Annotated in this window: 14 protein-coding genes and 1 tRNA gene; 4 read left to right on the forward strand and 11 right to left on the reverse strand. The window is 68.5% G+C overall.

Translation table 11 applies throughout. The features are described from left to right. Positions 1 to 109: 109 nt before the first annotated feature. The 5 genes from clpX to K244_RS0106605 form a co-directional block, all read right to left on the reverse strand. Entirely contained in the window at positions 110 to 1,375 is a 1,266-nt protein-coding gene (gene clpX / locus K244_RS0106585) for an ATP-dependent Clp protease ATP-binding subunit ClpX (protein WP_024816355.1), read from the reverse strand. A gap of 211 nt (positions 1,376 to 1,586) precedes the next feature. Next, entirely contained in the window at positions 1,587 to 2,228 is a 642-nt protein-coding gene (locus K244_RS0106590) for an ATP-dependent Clp protease proteolytic subunit (protein ID WP_020185462.1), read from the reverse strand. 90 nt (positions 2,229 to 2,318) lie between these two features. Beyond that, positions 2,319 to 3,695 carry a trigger factor gene (gene tig / locus K244_RS0106595; protein WP_020185463.1) on the reverse strand — a complete coding sequence of 459 codons (1,377 nt, stop codon included), beginning with the start codon at positions 3,693 to 3,695 and terminating at the stop codon, positions 2,319 to 2,321. 102 nt (positions 3,696 to 3,797) lie between these two features. Continuing rightward, a tRNA-Leu gene (locus K244_RS0106600) sits at positions 3,798 to 3,882 on the reverse strand. Positions 3,883 to 3,999: 117 nt separating this feature from the next. Continuing rightward, a complete protein-coding gene (locus K244_RS0106605) occupies positions 4,000 to 5,478 on the reverse strand; it encodes a bifunctional ADP-dependent NAD(P)H-hydrate dehydratase/NAD(P)H-hydrate epimerase (RefSeq protein WP_024816356.1) in 1,479 nt (492 codons plus the stop codon). Positions 5,479 to 5,763: 285 nt separating this feature from the next. Here K244_RS0106605 and K244_RS0106610 point away from each other — a divergent pair, with 285 nt between their 5' ends. The 3 genes from K244_RS0106610 to moxG all read left to right on the forward strand — a co-directional run bounded on the left by K244_RS0106610 (position 5,764) and on the right by moxG (position 8,480). Further along, positions 5,764 to 6,102: a P-II family nitrogen regulator gene (locus K244_RS0106610; RefSeq protein WP_020185465.1), complete on the forward strand. Its 339-nt coding sequence runs from the start codon at positions 5,764 to 5,766 to the stop codon at positions 6,100 to 6,102. A gap of 72 nt (positions 6,103 to 6,174) precedes the next feature. Beyond that, on the forward strand, positions 6,175 to 7,584 hold the full coding sequence (gene glnA, locus K244_RS0106615; RefSeq protein WP_020185466.1) for a type I glutamate--ammonia ligase: 1,410 nt from the start codon (positions 6,175 to 6,177) through the stop codon (positions 7,582 to 7,584). Between the two features lie 308 nt (positions 7,585 to 7,892). Next, positions 7,893 to 8,480 (forward strand): cytochrome c(L), periplasmic, encoded by a 588-nt coding sequence (gene moxG / locus K244_RS0106620; RefSeq protein WP_036305554.1) that lies wholly within the window; start codon positions 7,893 to 7,895, stop codon positions 8,478 to 8,480. A gap of 42 nt (positions 8,481 to 8,522) precedes the next feature. On the opposite strand, the gene K244_RS0106625 is transcribed toward moxG, so the two are convergent. The 3 genes from K244_RS0106625 to K244_RS22575 are packed head-to-tail and all read right to left on the reverse strand — an operon-like array spanning position 8,523 to position 11,644. Next, positions 8,523 to 8,939, reverse strand: coding sequence for a hypothetical protein (locus K244_RS0106625; protein WP_020185468.1), 417 nt, complete (start codon positions 8,937 to 8,939; stop codon positions 8,523 to 8,525). Between the two features lie 10 nt (positions 8,940 to 8,949). After that, a complete protein-coding gene (locus K244_RS0106630) occupies positions 8,950 to 10,539 on the reverse strand; it encodes a GMC family oxidoreductase (RefSeq protein ID WP_020185469.1) in 1,590 nt (529 codons plus the stop codon). A 4-nt stretch (positions 10,540 to 10,543) separates the two neighbouring features. After that, positions 10,544 to 11,644 carry an acyltransferase gene (locus K244_RS22575; protein WP_020185470.1) on the reverse strand — a complete coding sequence of 367 codons (1,101 nt, stop codon included), beginning with the start codon at positions 11,642 to 11,644 and terminating at the stop codon, positions 10,544 to 10,546. A gap of 207 nt (positions 11,645 to 11,851) precedes the next feature. Between K244_RS22575 and K244_RS0106640 the strand changes: the two genes are divergently transcribed. Continuing rightward, the gene (locus K244_RS0106640) at positions 11,852 to 13,825 is read left to right on the forward strand and encodes a PhoX family phosphatase (protein ID WP_020185471.1); all 1,974 of its coding nucleotides are present in this window, start codon (positions 11,852 to 11,854) and stop codon (positions 13,823 to 13,825) included. 922 nt (positions 13,826 to 14,747) lie between these two features. Here the strand turns inward: K244_RS0106640 and hflX are convergent. The 3 genes from hflX to K244_RS0106655 all read right to left on the reverse strand — a co-directional run bounded on the left by hflX (position 14,748) and on the right by K244_RS0106655 (position 17,538). Then, the gene (gene hflX, locus K244_RS0106645; RefSeq protein ID WP_245259806.1) at positions 14,748 to 16,043 is read right to left on the reverse strand and encodes a GTPase HflX; all 1,296 of its coding nucleotides are present in this window, start codon (positions 16,041 to 16,043) and stop codon (positions 14,748 to 14,750) included. 131 nt (positions 16,044 to 16,174) lie between these two features. Further along, a complete protein-coding gene (gene hfq, locus K244_RS0106650; protein ID WP_020185473.1) occupies positions 16,175 to 16,441 on the reverse strand; it encodes an RNA chaperone Hfq in 267 nt (88 codons plus the stop codon). A 236-nt stretch (positions 16,442 to 16,677) separates the two neighbouring features. Beyond that, positions 16,678 to 17,538 carry a D-amino-acid transaminase gene (locus tag K244_RS0106655; RefSeq protein WP_020185474.1) on the reverse strand — a complete coding sequence of 287 codons (861 nt, stop codon included), beginning with the start codon at positions 17,536 to 17,538 and terminating at the stop codon, positions 16,678 to 16,680. Positions 17,539 to 17,626 lie beyond the last annotated feature (88 nt).

Genomic DNA, 17,626 nt, shown 5'->3' on the forward strand with positions numbered 1-17,626 from the left:
AGGCGTCAGCGGAATCCCGCACCAGAATCGGAAAACGACGGACCCGCTCTAACGCAGAACGCCCGCGACTAGGGTCGCGGGCGTTCTCGTTTCATGCCTTATGCCGGCGTCAGGCGCTAACGCCGGCCTCGCTGGCGCGGTCGGCGTAGATGTAGAGCGGGCGGCCCTTGCCGTCGGCGACGTCGCCCGAGATCACCACCTGCTCGACACCTTCGAGGCCGGGGAGGTCGAACATCGTGTCGAGCAGGATCTGCTCCATGATCGAGCGCAGACCGCGCGCGCCGGTCTTGCGCTCGATGGCCTTCTTGGCGATCGCCGTCAGAGCCTCCTCGTTGAAGGCGAGCTCCACGTTCTCCATCTCGAACAGCCGCTGGTACTGCTTGACCAGCGCGTTCTTGGGCTCGGTCAGGATCGTCTTCAGCGCGGCCTCGTCGAGGTCCTCGAGCGTCGCCAGCACCGGCAGACGGCCGACGAACTCCGGAATCAGGCCGAACTTCAGCAGGTCCTCAGGCTCGACGTGGCGGAAGATCTCGCCGGTCTTGCGGTCGTCGACCGACTTCACCTTCGCGCCGAAGCCGATCGAGGTGCCCTGCCCCTTGGCCGAGATGATCTTGTCGAGGCCCGCGAAAGCGCCGCCGCAGATGAACAGGATGTTCGTCGTGTCGACCTGCAGGAACTCCTGCTGCGGGTGCTTGCGGCCGCCCTGGGGCGGGACGCTCGCCACCGTGCCTTCCATGATCTTCAGCAGCGCCTGCTGGACGCCCTCGCCCGACACGTCGCGGGTGATCGACGGGTTGTCCGACTTGCGGCTGATCTTGTCGATCTCGTCGATGTAGACGATGCCGCGCTGGGCGCGCTCGACGTTGTAGTCGGCCGACTGCAGCAGCTTGAGGATGATGTTCTCGACGTCCTCGCCGACGTAGCCGGCTTCGGTCAGGGTCGTCGCGTCCGCCATCGTGAATGGCACGTCGAGGATGCGCGCGAGCGTCTGGGCGAGCAGCGTCTTGCCGCAGCCGGTGGGGCCGATCAGCAGGATGTTCGACTTCGCCAGCTCGACGTCGTTGTGCTTCGTCGCGTGGTTCAGGCGCTTGTAGTGGTTGTGAACCGCGACCGAGAGCACCTTCTTCGCATGGTCCTGCCCGATGACGTAGTCGTCGAGGACCTTGCGAATCTCCTTCGGCGTCGGAATGCCGTCGCGCGACTTCACCAGCGAGGACTTGTTCTCCTCGCGGATGATGTCCATGCACAGCTCGACGCACTCGTCGCAGATGAACACGGTCGGGCCTGCGATGAGCTTGCGCACCTCGTGCTGGCTTTTGCCGCAGAAGGAGCAGTAGAGGGTGTTCTTGGCGTCGCCGCCGCCGACCTTGCTCATCATCTTACCCCTTTCGGGTCCCAAGCAGCGTCCCGTCGCCGCGCTGCTTCATCGGAATGTCATACGTCGATCGGGCTTAATCAATCGGCGCCGTCACGTAGGCACGGTCTCGCCGCGACGCAACGCCGATCGTTATGATAGCTTCATGCAGCGGCGCCGCAACCGCGCACGCGCCCGGCGTCTCGGTTGCGGCCTGTCCGCGCCTTTAGGGTCACGCCGGCTTCGAATCCGGCTCGCCCTCGACCTGACGCTTCTCGAACACCTGGTCGATCAGCCCGAAGTCGCGCGCCTGCTCCGCCGACAGCATGGTGTCGCGGTCGAGCGTGCGCTCGATCTCCTCGTAGGAGCGGCCGGTGTGCTTCACGTAGATCTCGTTCAGCCGGCGCTTGATCTTCACGATGTCCTCGGCGTGGCGCTCGATGTCCGAGGCCTGGCCCTGGAAGCCGCCCGACGGCTGGTGCACGAGGATGCGGGCGTTCGGCAGCGCGGCGCGCATGCCCTGCTCGCCGGCCATCAGGATGAACGAGCCCATCGAGGCCGCCTGGCCCATGCAAAGCGTCGCGACCGCGGGCCGGATGTACTGCATGGTGTCGTAGATCGCGAGGCCGGAGGTGACGACGCCTCCCGGCGAATTGATGTAGAGCGCGATCTCCTTCTTCGGGTTCTCGGCCTCGAGGAACAGCAGCTGGGCGCAGATCACCGCCGCCATGTCGTCGTTGAAGGGGCCGGAGAGGAAGATGATGCGCTCTTTGAGCAGGCGGGAGTAGATGTCGAACGACCGCTCGCCGCGGTTGGTCTGCTCGATCACCATGGGGATGAGGAAGTTCGTCGTCAGATCCTGAAAATCGCGCATCTCTGAAGTCTCTTCCTCACTGGAGCCGGTCGCCGGCCACGCAAATCAGCGCGGCCGGACGTCCTATCGACGCCGCTTGCGGCGCCTGCGTCAAGCCGACGGCTGGTCGGTCTTCGTCTCGTCCGCGTCCGGCTCGGCGAGAAGCTCGTCCTTGCCGACCTTGCGCTCGGCGACCGACGCCTTTTCGAGCACCAGGTCGACGACCTTGTCCTCGAAGATCGGGGCGCGCAGCTCGGCCAGAGCCTCGGGACGCTGACGGTAGAAGTCCCACACCTGCTGCTCCTGGCCCGGGAACTGCCGGGCCCGCTCAACAAGCGCGCGGGTGACCTCGTCGTCGGTGACCTTGACTTCGTGCGTCTCGCCGATTTCCGCAAGCACCAGACCGAGGCGCACGCGGCGCTCGGCGATCTTGCGGTACTCGGCCTTGGCTTCGTCCTCGGTGGTCTCCTCGTCCGCGAAGGTGCGGCCGGAGCGGGCGAGATCCTGCTCCACCTGGCGCCACACGTTCTCGAACTCCTGCTCGACCAGCGTGGGCGGCAGCGCGAAGTCGTACTGGCCGTCGAGGGCGTCGAGCAGCTCGCGCTTCACGCGCTGGCGCGAAACGCGGGCGTACTCGGTCGAGATCTGATTGCGGACGGCGTCCTTGAGGCCGGCGACGTCCTCGAAGCCCATGCCCTTGGCGAGCTCGTCGTCGATCGACAGCGCGCCCGGCGCTTCGATTCCCTTAACCGTGACGGCGAATTCCGCCGCCTTGCCGGCGAGGTTGGCCGCGCCGTAGGCCTCGGGGAAGCTCACCTTCACGACCGTCTCGTCCCCAGTCTTCACGCCGGCGAGCTGCTCTTCGAAGCCCGGGATGAAGGTGTTGGAGCCGAGCGTCAGCGGCTGGTCGGTCGCCGAGCCGCCCTCGAAGGCCTCGCCGTCGATCGTGCCGACGAAGTCGATGGTGACGCGGTCGCCGTCCGCGGCGGCCTCGCCGTCGTCCTTGGGCGTGAAGGACTGATTCTGCTTGGCGATGCGCTCGACGGCCTCGTCGACCTCGGCGTCCTCCACGTCGGCCACGAGCTTCTCGAGCTTGAGCTCCGAGACGTCCTTGACCTCGAAGGTCGGCAGAACCTCAAGCTCGACGCCGAGCGACAGATCGGACTTGCCCGAGAGCACGCCCTCGACCTCGTCCTTGTCCTCGGGGAAGTTGACCTTCGGCTGCATCGCGAGCTTCAGGCCGTTGTCGTCGACGATCTTGCGGTTGGCGTCTGCGACCGCCTGCTCGACGACCTCCGCCATCACCGACTTGCCGTAGAGCTTCTTGAGGTGCGCGAGCGGCACCTTGCCCTTGCGGAAGCCGTTGATGTTGACACGGTCCTTGAGGCTCGTGAGCCGCTCGATCAGGCGGGCGTCGAGATCCTGGGCCGGCACGACGATCTTGAACTCGCGCTTCAGGCCCTCGTCGAGGGTTTGCGTCACCTGCATGAGAGTGGTCTCTTCGAATCCTCCGCGGGCGGCGCGCTTTTCGAGCTGCGCGCGACCGCGGTCCTTGTGTCTCGGATGGCGGCGGGCTTGCGGTCACAGGCTTGGTGCGGGCGGAGGGGCTCGAACCCCCACGGCTTGCGCCACGGGAACCTAAATCCCGCGTGTCTACCAGTTCCACCACGCCCGCGCCGGGCGCATTGCTCCTCGCGCCGGGACCGGCGCGAAAGCGGACGCTCTATATCATGGCCGAGGCCGCGCGCAGCAAAAAACTGACATGCGCGCGTCGCCCTTCCCCGCAGCCTGATCAGTCCAGCGCCGCAAGGACGGCCGGCAGCGCTCCCGGCAGATCGTCGGCGATGAGCCCGCGGCCGACGGCGTTCGCCGCCTCCCCGTGGATCCAGACCGCCGCCGCCGCCGCCTCGAAGGCGGGCGTGCGCTGCGCGAGCAGGCCGGCCGCGATTCCCGCCAGCACGTCGCCCGCCCCGGCCGTGGCGAGGTACGGCGGCGCGTTGTCGGCGATCGTGGCCCGCCCGTCGGGCGAAGCGACCACCGTGTCAGGCCCCTTCAGCACCACCACGGCGCCCAGTCGGGCCGCCGCTTCGCGCGCCCGCTCGAGCTTCGATCCGGAAGGAGCCGCGTCGCCGAACAGGCGACCGAACTCGCCCTCGTGCGGGGTGAGCGCCACCGGGCGGTCGGCCCGCGCCGCGATCGCGGCCGCAAGGTCTTCGGGCCGCCCGGTGAAGGCAGTGAGGGCGTCGGCGTCCAGCACGACGGAGCCTGCAAGGTCGAGCGCCCGGCGGACGATCTCCTCGACGCCGGCGCCCGCCCCAGGGCCCACGACCGCCGCGTCGGTCCGGCGCAGGGCGACCGCGGCGGCGAAGCCCGCGGCGTCGTCCGCCGCCCGCAGCATGACGGCGGTGACGTGCGCGGCGTGGATTCGCAGCGCGGCCGGCGGGCCGACCAGCGTCACGGCGCCCGCCCCCGCCCTCAGCGCGGCGACGGCCGACAGCCGGGCGGCGCCGGTCGCGAACTCGGGGCCGGTCCACACCACGCAGTGGCCGCGGCCGTACTTGTGGCCTTCGGGCTCGGGACGCGGCAAAGCGCGCCGCCACAGCGCGGGTCGGTTGAGGAAGGCGGCCGCGCCCACGCTTTCGACCACGCGCTCCGGCATGCCGATGTCGGCGAGGACGAGGCGGCCGCACAGCGCGCGGCCGGGATAGAGCACGTGGCCCGGCTTGAGGCGGACGAAGGTGACGGTGGCGTCCGCCCGGACGACGGGACCCTCCCCCGCGGGCTTCCCCGTGTCCCCGTCAAGGCCGCTCGGCACGTCGACGGCGAGCGTCGGGGCCGCCGCCGCGCTGAGCCGCTCGACCGCCTCCGCGGCTGCGCCGTCGAGCCCGCGGGACAGGCCCGCGCCGAACAGCGCGTCGATCACGATGTCGGCGCCCGAGAACTCGGCCTCGGCGAGCGGGACGACAGGCCCCTCCCAGCGGCCGGCGGCCGCCGCCGCGTCGCCCTTCAGCCGCTCGCGCTGGACGAGCGCCGCGACCGCGACCTCGAGGCCCCGCGCGACCAGAAGGCGCGCCGCGACGTAGCCGTCGCCGCCGTTGTTCCCCGGTCCCGCCATGACGACGACGCGGCGGGCGAGCGGCTGGAGATCGAGCGCAGCGTCCGCCACGGCGCGGCCCGCGGCCTCCATCAGCTCCGCGCCGCTCGCGCCCGCTGCGGGCGCGCGACGGTCCGCTTCGGCCATCTGGCAGGTCGACAAAAGCTCAAGGGTCAAGGTCGCCGCTCCCGCGGAAATGCATTTTTGCCCAATTCTCGCGCTGACGATCGAGCCAGCCTCCGATTTAATCGCCTTTTTTTTCGGCATTCCGCCTGATTTTTGATCATACAGGCGACTGCTGCCATTTATCTCGAGCGACCTATCTTCCAAACGAGCCGCAGACGCAGCGGTTTCGCGGGGCGTGGAAGATTGGCACGCTAGCTGCTTAAGTGCGCGAGGTCCCGCCACGCGGTTTCACGACCCATCGGCGCGCGGCGACCGACGCCAAGGAGGCCTGGAAACGTGAAGAAAATCGAAGCGATCATTAAGCCGTTCAAGCTTGACGAGGTGAAGGAAGCGCTTCAAGAGGTCGGCGTCCAGGGCATCACGGTCACGGAAGCCAAGGGCTTCGGCCGGCAAAAGGGCCACACCGAGCTGTACCGTGGCGCGGAGTACGTGGTGGATTTCCTCCCGAAGGTGAAGATCGAGGTCGTCATCGGCGACGACCTGCTCGACCGCGCCGTCGAGGCCATCCGAAAGGCTGCCGCGACAGGCCGCATCGGCGACGGCAAGATCTTCGTGTCGGCCGTCGAAGAGGCCATCCGCATCCGTACGGGGGAAGTCGGCGTCGACGCGATCTGAGCCTTGGATACGGCCGCCTCTGAGCGGCCGAAGCCCCACTCCTGAACAAGGATAAGGATAATCAAAATGGCAATGACCACGGCCAAGGACATTCTCGCATTCATCAAAGAGAACGACGTCAAGTACGTCGATCTCCGCTTCACCGACCCGCAGGGCAAGTGGCAGCACGTCACCTTCGACATCACGATGGTGGACGACGAGTTCTTCGCCGAAGGCCAGATGTTCGACGGCTCGTCGATCGCCGGCTGGAAGGCGATCAACGAGTCCGACATGCTGCTGATGCCCGACGTCGCCACCGCCTGCCTCGACCCGTTCTTCGCCGCCACCACGCTGTCGGTGGTCTGCGACGTGCTCGAGCCCACGACCGGCGAGCCCTATGAGCGCGACCCGCGCGGCACGGTGAAGAAGGCCGAGGTCTATATGCAGTCGCTGGGGATCGGCGACACCGTCTATTTCGGCCCCGAAGCCGAGTTCTTCGTGTTCGACGACGTCAAGTTCGCGGCGACCCCCTACAACACCGGCTTCAAGCTCGACTCGATCGAACTGCCGACGAACTCCGACACCGACTACGAAACTGGCAACATGGGCCATCGCGTCCGCACCAAGGGCGGCTACTTTCCCGTGCCGCCGGTGGACAGCGAGCAGGACATGCGCGGCGAGATGCTGGCCGCGATGGCCGCGATGGGCGCGGTCGTCGAGAAGCACCACCACGAGGTGGCCTCGGCCCAGCACGAGCTGGGCCTGAAGTTCGAGAAGATCGTCCGCATCGCCGACCACCTGCAGGTCTACAAGTACTGCATCCACCAGGTGGCGCACTCCTACGGCAAGACGGCGACCTTCATGCCGAAGCCGGTCTACGGCGACAACGGCTCGGGCATGCACGTCCACCAGTCGATCTGGAAGGACGGCAAGCCGATGTTCGCGGGCGACAAGTACGCCGGCCTCAGCCAGGAGTGCCTCTGGTACATCGGCGGCATCATCAAGCACGCCAAGGCGCTGAACGCCTTCACCAACCCGTCGACGAACAGCTACAAGCGCCTCGTCCCGGGCTTCGAGGCCCCCGTGCTGCTGGCCTACTCCGCGCGCAACCGCTCGGCCTCCTGCCGCATCCCGTGGACGAACTCGCCGAAGGCGAAGCGCGTCGAGGTCCGGTTCCCCGACCCGACCGCGAACCCCTACCTCGCCTTCGCCGCGCTGCTGATGGCCGGCCTCGACGGCATCACCAACAAGATCGATCCGGGCCCGGCCATGGACAAGGATCTCTACGACCTGCCGCCGCGCGAGCTGAAGAAGATCCCGACCGTCTCCGCCAGCCTGCGCGAGGCGCTGCAGAATCTCGACAAGGACCGCGAGTTCCTCAAGAAGGGCAACGTGTTCACGGACGACCAGATCGACAGCTTCATCGAGCTGAAGATGAAGGAGGTCATCCGGTTCGAGCACACGCCGCACCCGGTCGAGTTCGACATGTACTATTCGGCCTAACGGCCGATCGATCGCCGCGGCGGCCCCGCCGCCGAGCACTTAAGGGCGCCTTCGGGCGCCCTTTTTCGTTGCGCGCCGGCGAACCGGCCGTATTGACTTTGGTCGCAGGCCAGATCCTGCCCCGCCAAGATGATCAGCGTGATCACGGCGCCCTGACGGCAATGTGAGGATCGCCTCGGTCGCAATATCACCCATGTCATTTATGTGTCGCCGTCGCGATAGACGGAACATTATACCGGCTCATACTTATAATATGAGTTTTATAATTGACGTCTCTTCGCTTTGTGAGAACGAGCGGGAGGAATAACATGGCAATAGCTTGGGTGAAGGGCGCAGTTGCTGCGGCGCTGGCGACGGCCGTCGGCGCGGCGGGCGTCATGGGCGCCAAGGCTGCGCTCACCTTCAACAACGCGGTGACCGGCGAGGTGCTGAACCTCGACGACGCCCCGCCGGAGGGCAAGGACACGGAGGCGTTCAAGACCTTCGTGGAGACGGGCAAGAACGCCTATCTCGGCAACCCGAGCTGCCTCGCCAAGGGCGAGCAGCTGTTCCTCGCCATGTGCTCGGGCTGTCATGGCCAGAAGGGTGAGGGCAAGCTCGGACCCGGCCTTAACGACAGCTACTGGACCTACCCGCAGGGCGCGACCGATAAGGGCCTGTTCGAGCTGATCTTCGGCGGCGCCAGCGGCCAGATGGGGCCGATGTACGGCTCGATGAACGTCGACGAGATGCTGCTGACGATGGCCTGGGTGCGCCACCTCTACAAGGACAAGCCCGAGGACGCCGGCGAGTGGATGACCACGGAGCTCAAAGCGTCCTACAAGCCGTTCGACGGCAAGACGCCGGCCCCGAAGCCCGCCGCCGACGCTCCCGAGAGCTGCAAGACCGACGGCTGAGCGACGCGGAGCGTCCGGCCCCGCCGGGCGCTCCCGACGCCGTCAGATCAGCGACGGCCGCAGCAGCTTGGCGGCGCAGAGGCTCGCTTCGGTCTCCGACAGCACCCAGCCGTCGATCACGACGCAGCGGCCCTCGGCGAAGTCCGCGGCGCACTGGTCCTGCACCAGTTGTCGGCGGGTCGTCGGGCAGTCGGTCGCGACCGCCTCGGCGATCAGCGGGCGGAGCTTCATCGCCGTTGCGAGGCCGTCGAAATCCGAAGGGAGGCTCGCCTCGGCCAGCGCCCCCTCCCCGATCCGGCGCGCGGCGGCGCCGTCCGGCGGGATGTCAAGCAGCGAGAAAAAGTCGGGGTGGTTGCGCGGCACGAAGCTGCAGGCCACGCGGCCGCCGCCGTAGGCCACGAGGCCGAAGGCGCCGACGGCCGCCGTCCCAAGCAGCGCCCGGCGGGTGAGCTTGCCCATGTCGCCCTCCTCAGGCGCTGACCGCGAGGTGCTCGGCGAGACGGATCGCGAGCGCGGTGATGGTGAGGGTCGGGTTGGCGCAGCCGCCGGTGGTGAACACCGAGCTGCCGGCCATGTAGAGGTTCTTCGTCGAATGCACGCGGCAGTCGGCGTCCACCACGCCCTGCCGCGGATCGGCGTGCATGCGGGTGGTGCCCATATGGTGGTAGCCGGAATAGGCGATGTCGGGGTCCGGCGGATCGCCCACGCCGAGCTGCAGCCGGCCGAGGCCGGCCGCGCCGACCTGCTCGCCGATGAACTGGTGCGTGCGGCGCAGGCGCAGCAGGTCCTCGTTCGTCACCCGCCAGTCGAGCGCGATGCGCTGCAGTCCGAACGGGTCGGTGTCCGCGATCAGCGTCACGCGGCTGTCGGGGTTCGGCGCCTGCTCGGCGTCCTGCCGCAGGCGGAACGCCTGGGCCGGCTTCTCGGGCAGCACGCGACGCAGGGCGTGGCGGTAGACGCCGGTCGCGACCGAGCCGAGGTCGTCGACAACGTCGCAGGTGCGTTCGGCGAACCGGTCCGGCACATGCCCGCGGCTGAAGGTCTTCAGCATGGTGGAGAACGCCACCCAGCCGTAGTTCCGGAAGTCGTCGCTGTAGACCGCGTCGCCGTAGTCCGCGACCAGGAAGGCCGAGTTGTTGTTGAGGTTTCTCGCCTTCACCACGTCGGGGTGAACCTTGAGCCCCATCAGGATCTCGGCGCCGTCGTACTTCAGCGAGGTCGGGTAGAGCCGGGTGTCGACGTCGTCCCGGAACAGCAGCATCGAGGTCTCGATCGTCATGTGGTCGGTGTAGAACCGGCCGACGAGATCGTGCTCGTTGCCCAGGCCCGCCGGGCGCTGCTTGCGGGCGTTGAGCAGGATGCGGGCGTTCTCGATGCCGCCGCAGGCGATGACGTAGGTCTTGGCCTTCACGGTCGTAGCGCGGCCGTCGAGCGTGCGGACGGCGACCGAAGCGACGACGTCGCCGCCGTCGGCCAGCGTCACGTCGACGAGGTTCGCATGCGTCCAGCAGGCGATCTTCGGCTCGGCCCGCACCGTCTCCATGAACTTCTCGGCGAAGCGGGTCGGCGGGCTCTGCTGGTAGACGTCGGTCAGGATCTTCGTCGGGTCGAGCGGCAGCGCGGGAAAGGGCACGATCGCCTTCCACTCGTCCCAGTCGTAGCGGTAGGGTCCAAGATCGAGATAGGGGTGCGCGCGGGCGTAGAAGGGGTCGAGGTCGGCGCGGGTGATCGGCCAGCCGTGGTGGGGAATATCGGCGCGGGTCTCGAAGTCGAGCGCGTCAAGCGGCGCGCAGAGCCCGGTCCAGTGGCCCGACGTGCCGCCGAACTGACGCAGGCGCGACGCCGCCACGTCGATGTGGCCGTGCCCGATCACGGCGCCCTCGTAGAGCGCCTGGCTCGACTCCTCGTAGGTCTCCCCGCCCCCTTCGAGCAGGACGACGCTCCGCCCCTTGCGGGCGAGCTCGAGCGCGAGCGTGACGCCCGCGGGGCCGGTGCCGACGACGCAGACGTCGCCCGTGATCTCCTTCGGCGTCTCGCCGGCCTGCAGATCGAAGATCATCCGCTCATTCCGCTCCAGCGGGCCGCAAGGCCTTGCGTTCGCCGCGCTCGGCGATGCGCATGACCAGCTTGCGGCCAGGTTTCTCGACCCATGCGTAGGTGATCTGCGACGCAACAAGGGTCGCGAAGGGAACGCTGAAGCCAAGCGCCGCGCGCTCGGCCAGCGTGTCGGCGAGGCCGAGGATCTCCGCGCTGTTGAACAGCACCGTGAGAACGATCGCATGCGTGAGGTAGATCGAATAGGAGATGTCGCCGAGCCAGTTCAGGACGCGGCCCCGCAGCAGCCCTGGCTCCACCCAAGTGGCGCGGGAGGCCAGCGCCGCGACCAGCACGATCATCGGCGGCCAGAGGGCGTCGTAGGGCGCGTTGAGCGCCACCAGAACCGCGCAGACGCCGAACACGCCGGCGATGGAGCCGGCGTAGAGACGCGGCGTCATCGCGACCAGCGCCGGCTCGTCGTCGAAGATGCGGCGCAGCAGGATGCCGGCGAAGAACGACGGCGCGATGCGCAGCGCCCCGCCGTCCGCGGTGAGCGAGGTCAGGTCGAGGCCGAAGGCCCAGTGCGAAAACAGCGAGCAGGCCAGGAACACGCCGAGCATCGCGACGACGCGCAGCCGCGTGCCGCGGACGCGGTCCGCCGCCATCAGGAACAGCGGGATCGCGAGATAGGCGCACCATTCCGCGCTGATCGACCACGACGGCCAGTTCCAAGCGAGGTCCGGCGCAAGCCAGGTCGAGTGCAGCATCGCGGCGTTGACGAGGAAGGTGTAGGCGGTGTGCGGGTTGTCCGGCTCCGCGCCCATCAGGCGCCCAGCCGTCACGATCGCCCCCATCGCGCACAGCGTGAACATGTGCAGCGGCCAGAGCCGCGCCAGCCGACGGATCAGGAAGGCGCCGTGCCGAAACCGCCCCTCGCTCCACGGCGGATCGTACATGTGGGCCAGGACGAAGCCGCTCAGCACGAAGAAGAAATCCACGACGAGGCGCGTGTACTCCACTGGGGAGGGCAGTTCGCCCTGACCCTTGAGGACGGTCGCGAGCGTGTGGGCGAGCACGACCCAGACGGCCGCGATCCCCCGGGTCGAGACGAGCTCGGGCAACAGCATGCCAGACCTGAAGCTTCGCGGCGGTTCATGCATCGTCACTCGCTGTCCCCCCGGACGTCGATCGGACAAGACTTACTTGAAAGTCCTTTACGGACCGCTGCCGCGGTCGTGATGTCACCGACACGACATGGAAGGTTTTTAGAAACCTTCTTGTCGACGCTCCGCAGGGCGCGACGACGCCTTCCCAAGCCGCCGGACGGACCCGCCATGACCGACAACCTTCGCACCACCCGCGCCGTCGCCTGCGAGGACGCCGAGAACGTCGGCCGCAACGGCAGCGCGAACCCGACCCTCGGCGAGATCATCGCCGCGCGTTTCTCCAGGCGGGAGCTGATGCGCGGCGCGCTGGCGGCGACGGCGATCGCGGCCACGATCTCGCCCCGGGCGCTCGACGCCGCAGGCGCCGCCTCGGCCGCCGAGCCGGCGTCCCGGTTCGACTTCACGGAGATCGAGGCCGGGATCGACGAGACCCACCACGTCGCGGAAGGCTACGACGCCGACGTCCTGCTGCGCTGGGGCGATCCGCTGTTCCCGGGGGCGCCCGCTTTTGATCCCCTGGCCCAAACGGCCGAAAAGCAGCGCCTGCAGTTCGGCTACAACAACGACTTCGTCGGCTTCGTGCCGCTCGACGGCCCGGCCGACCGCGGCCTGCTGGTCGTGAACCACGAGTACACCAACGAGGAGCTGATGTTTCCGGGCCTCGGGGTTCAGGACTCCAAGTCCGCCGCTTTCGCCGGCATGACCCGGGAGCTGGTGGACATCGAGATGGCGGCCCACGGCGGCTCTGTCGTCGAGATCGCCCGGTCCGGCGGCAAGTGGGCGGTCGTCCCTAACTCCCGCTACACGCGCCGCATCACCGCCGAGACCGAGATGGCGATCCACGGCCCCGCCGCGGGCCACGAGCGGCTCCGCACGTCCTACGATCCGGAGGGGCGGCGGGTGCGAGGCATGATCAACAATTGCGCCGGCGGCGTAACCCCTTGGGGCACGTGGCTCACCTGCGAGGAGAACACTAACAACTACTTTTGGGGCAAGGTCGCCGACGACCACCGGGAGGCTAAGAACTACAAGCGCATCGGGATCAACGGCAGCCCCTGGCAGGCCTGGGGCCGGTTCCACGACCGCTTCGACGTGACCAAGGAGCCGAACGAAGCGAACCGTTTCGGCTGGGTGGTCGAGATCGACCCGATGGACCCGGCCTCGACCCCGAAGAAGCGGACCGCCATGGGGCGCTTCAAGCACGAGGGCGCCGCGAACGCGCTGTCGGCCGACGGCCGGTTCGTCGTCTACCAGGGCGACGACGAGCGCTTTGACTACGTCTACCGCTTCGTGACGGCCGCGAAGGTCGACATGGCGGACCGCGCCAACAACGCCGACATCCTCGACGACGGCGTGCTGCACGTCGCGCGCTTCGACGCCGACGGCCGCGGCCGCTGGATGCGCCTCGTCCAGGGCGAGGGGCCGCTCACCCCGGCGAACGGCTTCGCGAGCCAGGCCGACGTGGTGATCGAGGCGCGCCGCGCCGCGGACCTGCTCGGCGCCACCAAGATGGACCGCCCGGAAGACGTCGAGGCCAACCCGAAGACGGGCAAGGTCTATGTGATGCTGACCAACAATTCGAAACGGAAGGCCGATCAGGTCGACGCCGCGAACCCGCGGCCGGAGAACGCCTTCGGCCACATCGTCGAAATCACTCCGGACGGCGGCGACCATGCCGCGGAGGGGTTTGCCTGGGAGATCCTCGTGAAGTGCGGCGACCCGTCGATCGCGGCGGTGGGCGCGACCTTCTCCAGCGCGACCAGCGCGAACGGCTGGTTCGGGATGCCCGACAACTGCGCGGTGGACGCGCAGGGCCGGCTCTGGATCGCCACCGACGGCAACGGGGGAAAGAGCACCGGCCGCGCTGACGGGCTGTGGGCGCTCGAGACCGAAGGCGCCGCCCGGGGCGCGTCGAAGCACTTCTTCCGCGTGCCGGCCGGCGCCGAGATGTGCGGCCCCTACTTCACCACGGACGACACGACGCTTTTCCTTGCCGTCCAGCACCCCGGCGAGAGCGACGACGACAAGGCCCCGGGCACCTTCGCGGCCCCCGCCACGCGCTGGCCGGACTTCGCGCCCGGCATGCCCCCGCGGCCAGCCGTGGTGGTGGTGACGAAGAGGGGCGGCGGCGCGATCGCCTGACGCACGTCCTGCGTCCGGGCGAGCCGCACGGCCCATCGCCTCAAGCCTCGGCAGCGCCGCCCCTGGGCCAACGGCTTTGCGCGCTTTCGAACATCGCCGACGAGGCCGCTTGACGACCGCGAGAACCGGGCGCATGCTTCGATGGTCAACACAGATACGGGAGGTCTAAGACAATGACTCCACCGAAGCGTGTAAAGACACCGCGTTGACGCGCATTCTGAGCGCGAAGATTACGTGGCGAACACATCATTAGAATTTTGAACGGCCGCTGTAGTTTGCGACGTCTTGATACGACCTGTCGGAGATCGGAACGACAGGTACCCTGACGTTTACGGACTGCAGTCGCCGTAAAAGAGCAGATCGAGAGCTCGCCGGTCCATCACCAGCCGAGCGCCTCCGAGGAGGCCGGCCCACACCCGAACGGACCTGCGTCATCGACGACATGAAGCGCCTCGCCGGCCCAGCCTGCGGGGCGTTTCTGTGTGCAGCGGCAGGCGGAACGAGAATGGCGCCGGCGCGAGGCGCGGTCAGACGCTGGAGGCGAGGGTGAAGCCGCGCCGAGGGCGGGGCCCCGTGATGCGCCTAAGGTCGGCAAAGCCCCCGTCACGCGCGAGCCGCCGGGGCTCTGGGTCCCCGCGCAAGGCCGGGACGAGGGGTTGAGTCGGTTCAAGGCCGGGACACGAGCGTCGGGTTGGGGTGACCGAGGTCCCGATCGACGCAGTCAGCATCACGCGCCTCGTTCGGCGCCGATGTCGCGGGCTGGAAAGCCCGCCCCACGCACTCGACCTCGTGTCCCGGCCTCGAGCCGGGACCCGGAGGCCCGCCCGTCGAAGACTAAGCTCGCCTCCGTCGCCGCGCCCTGTTCGACGAACGCGGCGTGTCTGGGTCCCGGCTCAAGGCCGGGACACGCTTGCGGCGCCGGTCAGTCCTCGCGCGGCGCGCCGCCTTCGACCTTGGCGAAGCGCCGGCGGATGCCCTCGACGCGCCCCGGTTCGACACGGATCGTGACCTCGATGGCGCCGTCGTCCAGGGGATGACGCGCCAGCACATCGGCATGGCCGAACAGCCAGTTCACCCCGCCGCCGTCGTCGGGCGCCACGGTGACCAGCAGCGTCTCGCGGCCGGCCGAGAGCCGCTCCTCGATCGCCCCGAGCAGGACGTCTTCGCCCTCCCCCGTGAGCGCAGAGACCAGCACCGGCCGCTCCGCCGCCTCGCGACGGGAGATGGTGGCGGCGAGGTTCTCGCGCGCGCCCTCGTCGAGCTTGTCGACCTTGTTCCAGACCTCCAAGACGCGCTTCGCGTCGCCGAGGTCGATCCCGAGGTCCTTCAGCACGCCGGCGACGTCAGCCGCCTGCGCCTCGGTGTCCTCATGCGCGACGTCGCGCACGTGCAGGATGACGTCGGCCTCGATCACCTCCTCCAGCGTCGCCCGGAAGGCGGCGATCAACTGCGTCGGCAGCTCGGAGATGAAGCCCACCGTGTCCGAGAGGATCGCGTGCGCGCCGTGCGGCATCGTGATCGACCGCAGCGTCGGGTCGAGCGTCGCGAACAGCATGTCGGCGGCCACCACCTCGGCGCGGGTGAGCCGGTTGAACAGCGTGGACTTGCCGGCGTTGGTGTAGCCGACGAGCGCGACCACCGGATAGGGCACGCGCTTGCGGCCCGCGCGGTGCAGGCCGCGGGTGCGCTTCACCTGCTCGAGCTCACGCTCGATCTTCAGGATCCGCTCGGTGATCATCCGCCGGTCGGCCTCGATCTGGGTCTCGCCCGGGCCGCCGAGGAAGCCGAAGCCGCCGCGCTGACGCTCCAGATGGGTCCAGGAGCGGACGAGCCGGCTCTTCTGCCAGGTCAGATGGGCGTGCTCGACCTGCAGCACGCCTTCCTTGGTGCGCGCGCGCCGGCCGAAGATCTCGAGGATCAGGCCGGTGCGGTCGAGCACCTTGGCCCCGAGCGCCTTTTCCAGGTTGCGCTGCTGCACCGGCGTCAGGGCGGTGTCCGCCACGACGAGTTCGATCTCGGACGCCTTGATGATGTCCGCGAACTCCTCGACCTTGCCCTTGCCGATAAAGGTCGAGGGCCGGATCTGCTGGAGCGGCACAAGCTTGCGCTCGAGCACGTCGAGGTCGATCGCCTGCGCGAGGCCGACCGCCTCCTCGAGTCGCGCGCTTGGGCTCCGCTCGGCGGGGTCGCCCGGCCGGCGGCCCACCACGGGCGTCATGACGAAGGCGCGCGTCCGGTCGGCGCGGGAGGTCAGATGTCCGGCGCCGGCGTCGCGGACGCCGTCGTCGTCATGGATCTCGATGTCGTCCTGTCGCATGCGTCTCCGTCACGGCGCCGATGCGCGCGCCGTCAGCGGGCGGCCCGCGCCGGCGCCTCGTCGGCCTCCTCCGGCTCGAAGAGCTGGATCGGATGGCCTGGCATCACCGTCGATATGGCGTGCTTGTAGACGAGTTGCGAGTGCCCGTCGCGGCGCAGCAGCACGCAGAAATTGTCGAACCAGGTGACGACGCCCTGCAGCTTGACGCCGTTCACGAGGAAGATGGTGAGCGGCACCTTGTTCTTGCGAACGTTGTTGAGAAAGGTGTCCTGGAGATTCTGGGAGCGTTCGGCCGCCATGTTCTTCTTCTTCCGTTAGAGGCTCAGGCCAGTTGGACGCGCCCGCGAGCGGCGGCTGGGAACCGACGCTTCGGCGCTACAGGGTTTTTTTGGCCGCCCCGCGTTTTTCGCGACGGCGCCGCATGTGGCGGCGCCGCCCTTATTAACGCCACCACGTCCGGATTTCGCAAGAGCGAGATGAGCCCAAGAGCCGGCTCCGGCGTCGTGCGTCCACGGCTTTCGCCGCCCGCGTCGCGTCAGGTCTCCGACCAATGGGCGAACTCGTGGAAGCGGCGGCGCAGGCCGAGCGCGACCGGTCCGGGCTTGCCGTCGCCGACCGGCGCGCCGTCGATGGCGATCACCGGCGTCACGATCGCGGTCGCCGCGGTGTTGAAGGCTTCCTTCGCCCGCCGCGCCTCCTCGACCGTGAACGGACGTTCCTCGATCCGCATCTGAAGCTGCTCCGCCATGTCGAACACCGCCGCGCGGGTGACGCCGCGGAGAATGCCGTCGTCGGCCGGCCGCGTCACGATCACGCCTTCGGCGGTGACGATCCAGGCGTTGGTGGAGCCGCCCTCGGTGACGCGGCCTTGCGCGTCCACGAACCAGGCCTCCCGCGCGCCCGCCTCCTTCGCCTGCTGCTTGGCGAGGACGTTTGGGAGGAGGCCGATCGACTTGATGTCCACCCGCGGCCAGCGGTTCTCGGGAACGGTGATCACCTTGACGCCGGCTTCCGCCATGGCGTCGGCCTTGGCCCGATCGGCCGAGCGCGACGTCACCACCAGCGCGGGCGCGGCGTCGGCGGGGAAGTAATGGTCCCGGCGCGCGACCCCGCGGGTGACCTGCAGGTAGACGATGCCGTCGCGCACCCGGTTCCGGCGCACGGTCTCGCGCAGCACGATCTTCAGCGCCGCCTCGCAGAGCGGCGGAGCGATCCTCAGCTCCGCGAGCGAGCGCCACAGGCGGGCGAGATGGCGCGGCTCGTCGATCAGCCGACCGTCCCGCACCTCGCAGACCTCATAGACGCCGTCGCCGAACTGGTAACCGCGGTCCTCGATGTGGACGCCGGCGTCGGCGTGGCGGACGTACTGGCCGTTGACGTAGGCGATGCGCGACATTTAGCGAGCTTCCTAATCGTGAAACGCGTCATCCCGGCCAAAGCGCAACGCAGAGCCGGGATCGTGCGCCGCTTTTGGCGCTTCATCC

This window comes from Methylopila sp. 73B, from assembly GCF_000526315.1.
In the GTDB taxonomy this organism is placed as follows: domain Bacteria; phylum Pseudomonadota; class Alphaproteobacteria; order Rhizobiales; family Methylopilaceae; genus Methylopila.